At 34.5% G+C, this 13,746-nt stretch carries 9 protein-coding genes; 6 read left to right on the plus strand and 3 right to left on the minus strand.

The features are described 5' to 3' along the window. Window positions 1-44: 44 nt before the first annotated feature. The 3 genes from ISP73_00485 to ISP73_00495 all read left to right on the plus strand — a co-directional run bounded on the left by ISP73_00485 (window position 45) and on the right by ISP73_00495 (window position 6,268). Window positions 45-1,406 (plus strand): LysM peptidoglycan-binding domain-containing protein, encoded by a 1,362-nt coding sequence (locus ISP73_00485; protein ID MBL6657064.1) that lies wholly within the window; start codon window positions 45-47, stop codon window positions 1,404-1,406. A 111-nt stretch (window positions 1,407-1,517) separates the two neighbouring features. Then, window positions 1,518-5,192 (plus strand): proprotein convertase P-domain-containing protein, encoded by a 3,675-nt coding sequence (locus ISP73_00490; GenBank protein MBL6657065.1) that lies wholly within the window; start codon window positions 1,518-1,520, stop codon window positions 5,190-5,192. A gap of 11 nt (window positions 5,193-5,203) precedes the next feature. Continuing rightward, window positions 5,204-6,268 (plus strand): gliding motility-associated C-terminal domain-containing protein, encoded by a 1,065-nt coding sequence (locus ISP73_00495; GenBank protein ID MBL6657066.1) that lies wholly within the window; start codon window positions 5,204-5,206, stop codon window positions 6,266-6,268. Here ISP73_00495 and ISP73_00500 read toward each other — a convergent pair whose 3' ends face one another. From ISP73_00500 to ISP73_00510, 3 genes are read right to left on the minus strand one after another with little or no spacing between them, the layout of a single operon-like run. Beyond that, complete coding sequence (locus tag ISP73_00500; protein MBL6657067.1) at window positions 6,269-6,886, minus strand: outer membrane lipoprotein carrier protein LolA; 618 nt, start codon at window positions 6,884-6,886, stop codon at window positions 6,269-6,271. After that, the gene (locus tag ISP73_00505) at window positions 6,883-9,225 is read right to left on the minus strand and encodes a DNA translocase FtsK (GenBank protein ID MBL6657068.1); all 2,343 of its coding nucleotides are present in this window, start codon (window positions 9,223-9,225) and stop codon (window positions 6,883-6,885) included. The genes ISP73_00500 and ISP73_00505 overlap by 4 nt, the downstream gene beginning before the upstream one ends. Window positions 9,226-9,232: 7 nt before the next feature. Further along, entirely contained in the window at window positions 9,233-10,012 is a 780-nt protein-coding gene (locus ISP73_00510) for an enoyl-CoA hydratase/isomerase family protein (protein MBL6657069.1), read from the minus strand. Between the two features lie 113 nt (window positions 10,013-10,125). Between ISP73_00510 and ISP73_00515 the strand changes: the two genes are divergently transcribed. From ISP73_00515 to ISP73_00525, 3 genes are read left to right on the plus strand one after another with little or no spacing between them, the layout of a single operon-like run. Further along, window positions 10,126-11,040: an amidinotransferase gene (locus ISP73_00515; protein MBL6657070.1), complete on the plus strand. Its 915-nt coding sequence runs from the start codon at window positions 10,126-10,128 to the stop codon at window positions 11,038-11,040. Then, window positions 11,037-11,972 carry an amidinotransferase gene (locus tag ISP73_00520; GenBank protein ID MBL6657071.1) on the plus strand — a complete coding sequence of 312 codons (936 nt, stop codon included), beginning with the start codon at window positions 11,037-11,039 and terminating at the stop codon, window positions 11,970-11,972. The genes ISP73_00515 and ISP73_00520 overlap by 4 nt, the downstream gene beginning before the upstream one ends. Then, window positions 11,969-13,741 (plus strand): arginine--tRNA ligase, encoded by a 1,773-nt coding sequence (locus tag ISP73_00525; GenBank protein ID MBL6657072.1) that lies wholly within the window; start codon window positions 11,969-11,971, stop codon window positions 13,739-13,741. The genes ISP73_00520 and ISP73_00525 overlap by 4 nt, the downstream gene beginning before the upstream one ends. The last annotated feature ends 5 nt before the right edge of the window (window positions 13,742-13,746 follow it).

Genomic DNA, 13,746 nt, shown 5'->3' on the forward strand with positions numbered 1-13,746 from the left:
CTATGGGAGTGTTTAGGGTGATTTTAGTTTTTTCTTTTCTCTGTTTGAGTATATTTTCAAATGCACAGACTAAAGATACAATTATTGATGGAAATCCATTTATGATTCACACTGTGGAACCTAGAGAAACACTATATGGAATTTCAAGGCTATACAATGCGGAGTTAAATGATTTAGTTATTTCTAATCCAGTAGTTATTCAAGGCCTTCAAATAGGATACAGATTGTTAGTTCCTGTTAGGAAACCAATATCACAAAAAAAGGAATCCGAATTAGTACCTCCGATAAATGAAGATACGTTCGGAATAAAAAGACCTATCAAAGATTTTTTTGTGACAGATACGCTAATTCACGATAGTAATGCTATTTACATCAGTCCATATATAGATACATCATTAATGAGAGTAGCTGTAATTTTGCCCTTTTATCTTGATTTAAACGATTCTCTAAAATCCAACAACGGAAAGCAAATGATTTACCCCAAGTCTGAAACAGCACTTGATTTTTACTTTGGGTTTAAACTAGCCATAGATTCTCTAGAAAAGTTAGGCTATAACATTGACTTAAAAACATACGATGCTCCAAACGATTCTGTTTTTGAATCTATATTAAATCAAAATTTACTCTACGATAGAGAATATATTTTTGGTCCAATTTACATTAGGCAATTTGAAGAATTGGCAAAATATTACGGTTATGATGCCAATAAAAAGTTAATATCTCCATTGTCTTACAAAAGTGTGCAAGGAAATTATATTAATGTTTTTCAAACTGTGCCATTGTCAGAAGTTCAATTGGATACCTTGATTGAAAATCTATTGTTCAAATACAGGAATGACCAAATAATCATTCTAGGTAATAGCAATGAAGAAAAATTATACTCCTACTCAAAAAATAAACTCAGTAGTTATATATTACAAAAAAGGTGTGAGTCTTATATGTTTAGTGAAGACCAATTAGAAAATCGTGACTTTCTAAAAGATAAATTAAAAGAAGATCGTAACGTTATACTGATACCATCTAACAGCCGTTCTTTTGTAAGTAGAATACTACCAATGCTTGCAAGTATGCAGGATACTTCCTTTACGGTTTTTGGGCTTGATTCGTGGAATAGGTTTAACAACTTAGATTATGACGATTTAGAAAAGCTAAATGTTCATATCCCTAGAAACTTCTCTTATCAAAATAGCGATTTGTATTCGTCTTTTACCAGAAAATTCTACGATTGGTATTTTTCTTACCCCAATAAATATGCATTTTCAGCCTATCAGCAAGCACTTTATTTTTTATCAAATGACTTTCAAAAACTGATGTTCTTCAGTTCATTCAAAAATTCTAATTTGAAATCCAATTTTAGATTTGATATCACCCAATTCCAAAATTACGAGCAAATTTCATCCAATTAGTAGTTGATTTCGCGTCTAACTAACTTAGTAAAAGCTAATAATTGAGTATATTTGTACACGACCATAAGTTAACCTTAACAGTTGAACATTTTCAAATACATAACTATTGCAATGTTTTTTACATTGTCATTTGATGTAAAATCTCAGGTTTTCAGTTCAAGTGAAGTTAGTACTATTCCATATTTAAACTTCACCTATTCTGAAATTGAGGTTACTGGAATTTCTACTGTTAATTGTGATTTTACGGTTTGTATAGATGTTAGCCACGATAGAATTTCAGACGTCGAAGTTGCTTTGATTGCTCCTAGTGGCACTTATGTATATTTAGCCTTCGATAATGGAGGTTTAGGCGATGATTATATTAACACATGTTTTAGCATGGGTGCGTCTGTAAATATAACTGATGGTACTCCTCCGTTTACAGGGGATTATATTCCACAAGAAGACATGTCGGTTTTCAATAATGAATCTGCTGTTGGAACATGGCAGCTAGCTGTTTTAGATAATCAGTCAGGCGTTACAGGTACTCTAGATGGGTGGTCAATTGATTTTAGTTGTGTGACATCAGATTGTGAAGTGGGTGAAGAAGAATTTGTGTTAAATCTATTCGATTCTTGGGGTGACGGTTGGGATCATGGCTCAGGTCATTTAGTTACAATCAATGGTGTTGATTATGGAGGTCTAGAGTTTGTTACTGGAAATAACTTTACTTATGATATTTGCCTTGATACGGCTGAGTGCTATGAAATTTCATTTACTGATGGAGGGCTTTGGGAATATGAGTGTTCGTTTAACATTCAGTCAGCAGATGGAAGTATACTTTATTCTGGAGATTACACTATAGAAGATGAAATCTTTGGAGAAGGTTGTGGGTGTACTGATCCTGCAGCTTGTAATTATGACCCTAATGCCTTGCAAGATGATGGTAGTTGTGTCGTTTCTCCACTTGATGTTTCCTCTTGTGAAGAGCTTTTTTGCGGTTCTCAAGTTGGCGAGCAGGTTGCAAGTCAATACATAGGAACAAATATTAATTACTTAACTATTGAAATTGACGAAGAAGGGGTGTTAAATGAACTTTTCTACGATGTTAATTGGCATAGCCATGGGTGGGGTAGTATTAATTTTAATGTTAATAATGCAACGATTGATTTATTTGATGATAACGGAGTATTTATAGAAAACCTAGCGGTTATTGGAAATAATGTTGCAACCACTGCTTATCAAAATTTCACTTCAACAATATCTACTGCTATTGATGTTTTACCTGGCTATACAATTCAAGTGTTTATAAACAGTCCTAATTGGGGTTTAGGAACATGGGATTCATACGTTAATCAAGCAATTATTTCATTTACAATAGAAACTGAAGAACTTATCAACTTCGGAACAACCTCTGTTGAGATTTGCTCTAATGATGGATTGGTAAACCTGTATGATAACATCCCGGTACCAATGCAGAATACTGGTAGTTGGTCTCCAACATTAGCAAATGGCTCGTTAGGAACATTTAACCCCTTAGTGGATACGGAACAAACATATACCTATGAAGTAGTATCTTCTTGTATAACACAAACAATTGATATTGATGTATCAGTCATTCCATATTTGTTGGCAGGGACTAGTACCGTACTAGAAATCTGTCCAAATGATGAAGAAGTAGATTTATTCGATTTAGTAGGCAGCGATGCCAGTCAATTAGGAAGTTGGTCGCCTGCTTTGTCTAATGGATATCAAGGGACATTCAACCCTGAAACAGATGCAGAAACTCAGTACACATATACTGTAGAAAGCCAATGCGGTGTTTCATCAGCTGATATAGATGTACAATTTTTCGACCTAGCTTTCCCAGATGCTGTTGAAATAGCATTATGTAATGAAAATACTCCAACGGCTTTATTCAATCAAATTTCAACTGTAACTACAACAGGTAGTTGGTCAGGACCCTCTTCCTTATTTGATGCGTCTTCACCACAACATTTTGGATTTTTTAACCCTACTATTCATACAGAAGGCACATATATATATACTGTTGAAAACGTTTTTGGTTGTGAGGAAGACTTTCCGGTAAATGTGTCTATAATCAATGAAGAATTAAACGCAGGAACAGATACCTCAGTCCAAATTTGTTCTAACGGAGAAAGTATTGATTTGTTCGACCTTATCAACGATGCAGATGTAACAGGTATTTGGCAGCCAAATTTAGATAATGGTCATATTGGCACTTATAATCCAGCAACAGATGCCCCTGGAAGTTTCATTTACACTATAACAGGGGAGTGCTCTAGTGTGAATGCTGAAGTTTTTGTTAATCAGATACAAATTGACGCCCCAGAAATTAACTTTGATGAAGTAGGAGATAGTGATAACGTTTGTTTTGGGTCTACTTCTGAGATTTATTCTACACCTAATTCGCCTAACTCAAATTATCTATGGACGGTTTCTGGCGGTGGTATTATTGTTGGAGATGCTAACTCTTCAACAGTGGAAGTAGATTGGTCTAATTCAACTGTAGGAAGTATTTCAGACGCGATTACGCTTACAGAGTCTTACGATGGCTGTTCGTATTCATCAAGTATTGATGTTGAAATTATAGCAAACCCAATTCCTGATTTGAGTATTGACGATAACGAAATATGTATTGGTGAAAGCATTCAGTTTTCAACATCTGCCGGATATGTAGATTACGATTGGTCGAATAATACTCAAAACGTAAATTCGTTTACATACACGCCCTTATCCTTAGCCGACAATCAATTTTCAGTGACTGTGACAGGCGATGCATCATGTACTACCACCTCTACAGTTTCAATAACCATTAATGATTTACCGTTTATTGACATTTCAATATCAGACGACGAAATATGCTCAGGAGAGAGTCTTGAAGTAACAGCAACACCAGCGGCTTATGTAAGCTATGATTGGTTGCCTAATGATATCAATAACACAGGAGGAACATATTTTCCAGATGATAATCAAAATAGCTATTCAGTAACTGTTACTGATATCAATGGATGTGTAAATTCAACTTCTGAAAACATTGTGATTTTTCCTATTGCTGAAATCGGACTTGGTGTTGACCAAGATGAAATATGTATAGGAGATGATATACAGTTATCGGCTAATTTTGGGTTTGATAATTACGATTGGTCAAACACTACTCAAAATACTAATACATTTACATATACACCAAGTTCCTTAATCGATAATCAATTTTATATAACTACAACCGGAATAGGTGGGTGTACTTCAAGCGATTCAATTTTTATTACTATTAATGATTTGCCTGTCGTAGACCTAAGTCTTTCTGAAACTGAAATTTGTTTAGGAGAAAGTATAGAAGTAACATCTACGCCTTCTTTGGCTACATATACTTGGATTCCGGCTTCATTAACTGGCTCTGGAGGAACATTTACCCCTGAACTAAGTCAAACCTTCTATAGTGTAGTTGCTACTGATAATAATGGCTGTATTAACACTAATTCAGCATCTTTAACCATTAATCAGATTGACGAGGTTGATATTTTAGTAAATGGAAGTCCAACACGAACTATTTGTATCGGTGAAGAAATTCAGCTTTCAGCTACACAAGGCTTTACGTCATATTCATGGTTCCCTAATAGTGTGAGTTCAGCATGGACTACCGATTTTGAAGGAACATATGTGCCGCTTAGCTTAACAGATAATCAGTTTACACTGACAGTCACTAATGAGTTTGGATGTCAAAACACATCAAATTTAATTATAACCATAAAAGAAATACCCACTCCAGGAGCTATAGGCTTCTAAAACAAAAACAGATGATTAAAAGAATTGTATTCATAGTATTATTAGCATTTAGCTTACCGATTTTCGGTCAGCAGGCATACTTCTGTGAAGGCGATTCAATCATTGTTTTCAAAGCTTCTCCAAGCGATTCTCAGAACCTTGTAGAATGGGAATTTATTTTGGATAATGGAGCAGAGGTAGTCGGTCTCGTCAATGAGGATAGTTTGATGGTAAAGTTTAGTAATCCAGGGGATTATATACTGCAGTTTAGAGAATATGGTTCTCCAACATGTTTTACTGCAGTTGAGAAAACAATAAAAGTATTTGAAAACCCAACAGCTGATTTCACTTCTGAAGAAGTATGTATTGATGATACAGTTAATTTCATAAATACGTCATCGTATCCTGCTGGATTACAAAATTCTGTATGGAGAATTGGTAATCAAACTTTTGATTCCTTTAATTTTGATTATAGATTTTATGAGTTAGGCGACTATCTTATAGAACTTTCAATTATTGACAATAATGGTTGTTCAGATAGACAATCGTTAACTTATAGCCTACTTGAGCCACCAAGAGTTGACTTTTATTTTTCTCCTGAACATCCAACAACTCTAGATCCTGACGTTTCCTTTGTAAATATATCTTCATCAGGTAATGCTGTATGGACTATTGATGGCGATACTTTATTGACCGATTGGCAGCCAAGCTTTACCTTTGATACTGCCGGTTGGCATACTGTTGATCTTGTAGTTGTAGATGAGCAAGGGTGTATAGATTCAATTTCAAAAAATGTCCTTGTTGAGTCAGAAATTATATTCTTTCTACCAAATACATTCTCTCCTGATGGTGATGGGCTTAACGATACTTATGGCGCAAAAATATTTAATATAGAGCGTTACCAATCCTTTCAGTTTGAAGTGTACAACCGTTGGGGTGAAATCGTATTTTACTCGAATAGTCCTGAAATAGAGTGGGATGGTAAAACTACAAATGGTACTGATGCCATTATGGACAAATACAGTTGGTCTCTGAAGCTAACCGATGAGTTAGGCAAAGAAGTCAGAAGTTTTGGTACTGTAAATTTATTAAGGTAATTACCTTAAATCAATCACGTCAACATCTGGATATTTAGCTAAATCAAATTGAAAAAAGTTAGAGCTAAACGTTTTATTTGGTATGAAAGAGTTTATGATATAAGAATACAAACTTCCTTGCTTATCAACCATAACAAAAGAACTAATTTGCATTTTAGCTTTATCTATAAATAGCTCTACTCTAGAAAAAGCACCGCTTTCTTCTGGGAATAAATTGATTTGATAATTTTTAGAATCTTCTTTTATAAATTGGTATTTGTACCCTTCCTCGTAGATAGTGAAAATTTTGGACGGACTAATTTCATTTTCTTCTTCATCCTCTTCGGTGATGTTTACCTCTTCTTCGTCTTTGAGGTATATCCAATTGGTTTCACCATCAGAAATAATAGTCTGAGCGTCTAGTTCAAGTTTAAAGGCATCACCTTGTAGGTAAATAATTCCGCTTTGTGATTCGTTAATATCGGCTACAGTACTCGAAAAATTATTGGTGAAATGAGCCTCAATTGAAGAATATGCGCTTGTTTTTTCACTTAGCTTGTCAAGAATAGACTTTGCTCTTTGGTCTTGTCCTAAGGATATTATTGGTAAAAGGATTGAAAATAATAGTAGCTTTTTCATAAGTTGGGGTTGTTTATATTTCTTAATACTTCTTCTAACGCCATTTCATCACGAATTAGTACTTGGCGTGCCTTGCTTCCTTCAAAAGGACCTACAATTCTTGCAGCTTCCAGTTGATCAATGATACGGCCAGCACGATTATAACCCAGTTTTAATTTTCGTTGAATGAGTGAAGTAGAACCAGACTGATGCTGTACAATTACTCTAGCAGCTTCCTCAAACATAGAATCTCTATCATCAAGGTCAGCACCTGAAGTTCCACCTTCAGCATCACCCACATATTCAGGAAGTAAAAATGCATTTGGATACGCCCTCTGATTTCCAATATAATCTGTTATTTTTTCTACTTCTGGAGTATCTATAAACGCACATTGCAAACGTATAAGGTCACTACCCAATGAAATAAGCATATCACCACGACCAATAAGTTGATCGGCACCACCAGCATCTAAAATAGTTCGAGAGTCAATTTTAGAAGTTACTCTAAACGCTACTCGAGCAGGGAAGTTAGCCTTAATAATACCTGTAATAACATTTACAGACGGTCTTTGGGTAGCAACAATCAAATGAATTCCAATTGCTCTAGCCAACTGTGCCAAACGGGCAATGGGTGTTTCTACCTCTTTACCAGCTGTCATAATTAAATCTGCAAACTCATCAATTACCAATACAATGTATGGTAGATATTTGTGTCCGTCATTTGGATTTAGTTTTCTAGCAATGAACTTTTTATTGTACTCAACGATATTTCTACATTGGGCATTTTGAAGTAAATCGTAACGCTGATCCATTTCAATACACAATGAGTTTAGGGTATTAATTACCTTTTTGGTGTCAGTAATTATAGCTTCTTCAGAATCTGGTAGCTTTGCTAAAAAGTGTCGCTCAATTTTATTAAACAAAGTCAACTCAACTTTTTTAGGGTCAACCAAAACAAATTTTACTTCAGCAGGGTGTTTGGTGTAGAGCAGAGAGGCTAAAATGGCATTGAGCCCTACGGATTTACCCTGTCCAGTTGCACCCGCCATAAGGAGGTGAGGCATCTTAGCTAAATCAGCTACAAATGTTTCGTTTGAAATGGTTTTACCAAATGCAACAGGTAACTCCATTGATGTCTTTTGAAATTTATCAGATGAAATAACAGCTTTCATAGAAACAGTTGCTGGATTCTGATTAGGTACTTCGATACCAATTGTTCCTTTACCTGGAATAGGAGCAATAATTCTAATTCCCAAAGCAGATAGTGACAGTGCAATGTCGTCTTCTAGATTTTTGATTTTTGAAATTCGCACACCAGCTTCAGGAACAATTTCATAAAGTGTAATAGTTGGACCTATAGTAGCACTAATTGAAGAAATACCAATCTTATAGTTCCCTAGGGTTTCTACAATTCTGTTTTTGTTGACCTCTAATTCACTTTTATCAATTTCAATTTTACCACTTCCATACTCCTCAAGAAGATTGATTTTAGGTATCTTATAATTGGATAAATCAAGTTTAGGGTCGTATTCACCAAGTTCTTCTAATTTATTTGAGATTTCCTTTTGGCTAAGCGTTTCTTCTTCATTAACATGAACTTCTATGTCTAAGTCGTCAGTTTCAGCGTCTTTATTTTCAGTTTTTGGAGTAGCTATAATAGTATCAGTATCAGTTTTCAATTCTATTTTCTCTTCGCTTTGTATTGTAATAGCCTCTTCTTGAGCTTCAGTTATAACTACTGATTCACTCCCATCCTCCAAGTCTATGTTGTTATCAGTATCATTATCTGAATAGGTATTATCTTCAACTTCAATATTGCTTTTGAACTTCGGATTAAAACGTAGAATAACGAAAGAAAGTAATGATAGAAAAATTACAAATCCTGTTCCAATCTTTCCGATTAGAAGTTCAAGGTAGCTGTTCATTTCACTTCCAAAAATGCCTCCTAGTATAGATGGAGAAGTGAAAAATCCAAAAATTAATGAAATCCATGCTATTGAAAGTATGCCAAGGCTGAAGCTCTTAGCTATGCCCATTATCTTTTTATCAAATACTAAAAATACTCCCCAATTGAATAGAAGAAATGGAAATATAAATGATGAAATACCAAACCAATTGTATAAAAATAGATTTGATATTCTATGACCAAAAACACCTCCAAAATTACTAATATCATCAGAGAATTTTCCTAATTTATCTTGGTCAATATTTCCATTGATTAGAAAGGATATAAAAACAACTACTAGGTAAAGTGAAAAGAAAACAAGCAGAAAGCCAATAATCTTTTTAAATCGTTCATCTTCAATTATAAATTTTGAGCCAATGCGTTTAAAAATATTTTCCTTCTTTTTTTTCTTCATCTGCGTTTTACCAATTTAAATTTTCTTTGTTCAAAAAAGCATTAATACCCTTTTTACAATCCACACTTTCTCTAGCTAATGCGTTTTTTTTCACAGCTAAATCTAAGCCATCATCAAGTGAAAGATCTTGGATCTCAGCTAACATTAATTTTGTTGAGCGTAATGAATCTGCAGAGGCAGTCGAACATAGTTTTTGAGCTAAATGAATAACGCTTTGTTCTAGGTTTTCTTTTGCAACACAGCTATTTATTAATCCAATATCAGTAGCTTCTTGTGCTGAAATTGTTTTTCCAGTAAGTAGAAGTTCTTTAGTTTTTCCTTCGCCAATTTTTCTCAGTAAAAATACACTGACAATCGCAGGAATAAAACCAATTTTCACTTCCGAATAGCCAAATTTTGCTGAATCAGAAGCAATAGACAAATCACAAACACTTGCTAATCCACAACCACCTGCAATAGCATGCCCTTGTACACTAGCAATAACGACCTTTTTTAAATGGTAAATTTGTTTAAACAAGCCCATTAGATGGTTTGAATCAGCTATATTTTCATCCCTAGAAAAAGATTGTAAGGATTGAAGATACTCCAAATCCGCACCAGCACTAAAAACGTCACCTTTGGCTTGTAAAACGATTACTTTACAGCTATCGTCCTTTTCTGCCAGTTCGAAAAGCACTTTTAATTCACTAATCAACTGACTGTTCAAAGCATTTCTTTTCTCAGCTCGGTCTAAGGTAATAAAACCTATTCTGTCCTTTACTGAATATGTAACAAATTGGTTGTCCACGTCTTTATTTTATACCTTCCAAATATATTCAAATTTATGGGTGTAAATAATAACCCTATTAAGATTTTATTAAACCCTAAACTATAATTAAATTTGCCATTCAATTATTATTGATGTTAGAAATAAATGTACATAATGAAACCTCAAAACTTGAAGCAGTAGTTTTGGGTTTGCCAGATGATTTTGGAGGTACACCAAAACTTGAAGACTGCTATGACCCAAAGTCAAGAGAATATGTTGCAAAAGGTTTGTTTCCAACACAAGAAAGCATTACCAATGAAATGAATGCCGTTCTAGAGGTGTTCAATAAATATGCAGTGAAAGTATATCGCCCAGAAAATATAGCTGACTTAAATCAGATTTTTTCTAGAGATATAGGTTTTGTTATTGAAGATAAATTCATTGTGCCAAATATTATCTCTGATAGGTTAAAAGAAATTGACGCTTTAAACTATTTACACCGTCAGATTGGAGAAGAAGGTATAGTTAGAATGCCCCAAAATACTAGAGTAGAAGGTGGGGATGTTATGCTTTGCAATGAATATGTATTTGTAGGCTATTCAGAGGCTGAAGATTTTGAAAAATACCAGGTAGCAAGAACCAATAAAGCCTCTATAGACTTTCTACAAGCTACTTTCCCAAATAAACAACTTAAAGGTTTTGAGCTCAAAAAATCTGATATTAATCCAAAAGAGAATGCCTTACACCTTGATTGCTGCTTTCAGCCTATTGGTCGTCATTCAGCAATAGTTTACAAAGGAGGTTTTAAAAATACATCAGACGTTGATTTTTTAATCAATTATTTTGGTGAGGATAATATCATCTTCATTTCACAAGATGAAATGTATCAAATGAATTCAAATGTATTTTCCATTTCACCTGAAGTTATCGTTTCTGAAAAGGGATTTAGCCGATTAAATAACGAGCTTAGAAAAAGGGGCTTCACCGTTGAAGAGGTGCCCTATGTTGAAATATCTAAAATGGAAGGACTACTGCGTTGTTCCACATTACCATTACGAAGAAAATGAGTCAAATTACCAAACATATAATGATGATTGAGCCTGTTGGTTTTCGTTTTAACGAAGAAACAGCTGAAAATAATTATTATCAGAAAGTCATAGACGGTTTAACACCGCAAGGAACTCAAGAAAAAGCATTGTCTGAGTTTACTGACTTTGTTGATAAACTACGCTCGCACGGTGTAAACGTTATTGTTATAAAAGACACAGAATCGCCAGATACACCTGATTCCATATTCCCTAATAATTGGGTATCCTTTCACAATGATGGTAAAATAGGACTTTACCCAATGTGTGCTAAAAATAGACGAGTAGAACGCCGCGAAGATATTTTTGACATACTAGTAGACGATTATGGATTTCACATTGATGAAATTAAAGATTTTACAGAGTTTGAAGAACACGACAAATTTCTAGAAGGCACTGGCAGTATGATTCTCGACAGAGAGAATAAGATTTGCTATGCTGCTATTTCTATACGTACTGACGAGCAAGCCGTTTTACAGTTCTGCGATGAGTTCGACTATACGCCAGTTTGCTTTAATGCCTACCAAAATGTTGGAGAAGAGCGCTTGCCTATTTACCATACCAATGTGATGATGTGTGTTGCTAACGATTTTGTAGTAATTTGTTTAGATACCATTGATCAAATTGAAGAGCGTACTCATGTAATTGAAAGTCTAGAACGTACCAATAAAGAAATCATAGAAATCTCCGAAGAGCAAAAAGAACATTTTGCAGGCAATATGTTGCAAGTAATGGGGGATAAACCTTACCTTGTCATGTCAAAATCGGCATATAAAAGTTTGGATAAAAATCAGATAGAAAAAATAGAAAAGCATTGCTCTATAATTCACAGTTCTTTAGATACTATTGAGGCTTGTGGTGGTGGAAGTGCACGATGCATGATGGCGGAAATATTTTTACCTCAAACAAAATGATAGAGCAAAAGCTACATACCGTTGTTGAACAAGCAATCAAAGAACTGTTTCAGGCAGAAAATCAAACTATACAGTTTCAAAAGACCAGAAAAGAGTTTGAGGGAGACATTACACTTGTAGTATTTCCACTATTGAGAGCATCTAAAAAGTCACCCGAACAAACCGCTGATATTATCGGAGCTTATTTAAAAGAAAATGTTTCACTAGTATCAGATTTTAATTCAGTCAAAGGCTTTTTAAATCTTAGTGTAGATAATTCCTATTGGTTGTCTCAATTTGAGTCCGCTTACAAGCAATCAAATTATGGTGTCGTAGATATCTCTTCAGATGCTCCAAATCATCTAGTAGAATTTTCATCGCCAAACACTAATAAACCTCTTCATTTAGGACATATTAGAAATATTCTTTTAGGTAATTCGGTGGCAGAAATTTTACAAGCTTCAGGTAAGAATGTTAAAAAAGTTCAAATCATCAATGATAGAGGAATACACATCTGTAAATCTATGATTGCTTGGTTGGAGTTTGGTAATAATGAAACGCCAGAAAGTACTGGAATGAAAGGCGATCATTTTGTAGGGAAGTACTACGTGATTTTTGATAAGCATTACAGAGCTGAGCAAGAAAAGCTAGTAGCTCAAGGCATGAGTAAAGAAGAAGCCGAAAAAGAAGCGTCTTTGTTCAAGAAAGCCCAAGATTTATTACGAAAATGGGAAGCTAAGGATGAAGAGGTTATTGCCCTATGGGAAAAAATGAATTCTTGGGTATACAATGGATTTTCACAAACCTACAAGAGAATGGGTGTTGAATTTGATAAAAACTATTACGAAAGTGATACATACCTCTTAGGAAAAAAAGTAATAGAAGATGGCTTAGAAAAAGAAACATTTTACAAGAAAGTCGATGGTTCGGTTTGGATAGACCTCACCGATGAAGGTTTGGATGAAAAGATATTACTTCGTTCAGACGGTACAGCTGTATACATGACTCAAGATATAGGAACTGCCATACAACGACATGATGACTTTGCCTTTTCCCATATGGCATATACAGTAGGCAATGAGCAAGATTATCATTTTAAAGTCTTATTTCTAATACTTGAAAAGCTTGGGTACGATTGGGCAAAAAACTGTTACCATTTATCCTATGGTATGGTGGACTTACCCTCTGGAAAAATGAAATCAAGAGAAGGTACAGTTGTAGATGCAGATGACCTTATGAAGGAAATGGTCGATTCTGCAAAAGAAATTGCTCAAGAGTTAGGTAAATTAGATGGGATGGAAACCGAAGAAGCTAACATCTTATATGAAAATATTGGTATGGGGGCTTTAAAGTACTTCATGCTTAAGGTAGACCCTAAAAAACGTATGCTTTTTGATCCACAAGAATCTATAGATTTTAATGGGAATACGGGACCGTTTATACAGTATACCCATGCACGTATACAAACCATCCTAAAAAAGTATAATAAGGAAGTTATATTTACAACAGAAAATCTTGAATTGTTAGATAAAGAAAAGCAAATCATCAAGATTTTAAATGACTTTCCTGTAACTATTCAAGAAGCAGCAAATTCGTACAGCCCAGCACTCATTGCCAATTACATTTACGATTTGGTAAAGGAGTTTAATGGCTTTTATCAAAACGTGTCTATTTTGATAGGTGAAGACCAAAATCAGATGGCATTTAGAATTGCCTTGTGTGAGTTAGTAGGTCGAGTAAGTAAAACAGGAATGAAATTATTAGGGGTGAATGTTCCCGATAGAATGTAAAAGAT

It is taken from the genome of Flavobacteriales bacterium (genome assembly GCA_016779935.1).
Taxonomy (GTDB): domain Bacteria; phylum Bacteroidota; class Bacteroidia; order Flavobacteriales; family UBA7312.

Excerpts from the sequence above, each read along its gene's own strand:
- ISP73_00490 (MBL6657065.1), top strand. The coding sequence starts at position 1,518 with ATGTTTTTTACATTGTCATTTGATGTAAAATCTCAGGTTTTCAGTTCA.
- ISP73_00525 (MBL6657072.1), top strand. The coding sequence starts at position 11,969 with ATGATAGAGCAAAAGCTACATACCGTTGTTGAACAAGCAATCAAAGAA.
- ISP73_00500 (MBL6657067.1), bottom strand. The coding sequence starts at position 6,886 with ATGAAAAAGCTACTATTATTTTCAATCCTTTTACCAATAATATCCTTA.
- ISP73_00495 (MBL6657066.1), top strand. The coding sequence starts at position 5,204 with ATGATTAAAAGAATTGTATTCATAGTATTATTAGCATTTAGCTTACCG.
- ISP73_00515 (MBL6657070.1), top strand. The coding sequence starts at position 10,126 with ATGTTAGAAATAAATGTACATAATGAAACCTCAAAACTTGAAGCAGTA.
- ISP73_00505 (MBL6657068.1), bottom strand. The coding sequence starts at position 9,225 with ATGAAGAAAAAAAAGAAGGAAAATATTTTTAAACGCATTGGCTCAAAA.
- ISP73_00520 (MBL6657071.1), top strand. The coding sequence starts at position 11,037 with ATGAGTCAAATTACCAAACATATAATGATGATTGAGCCTGTTGGTTTT.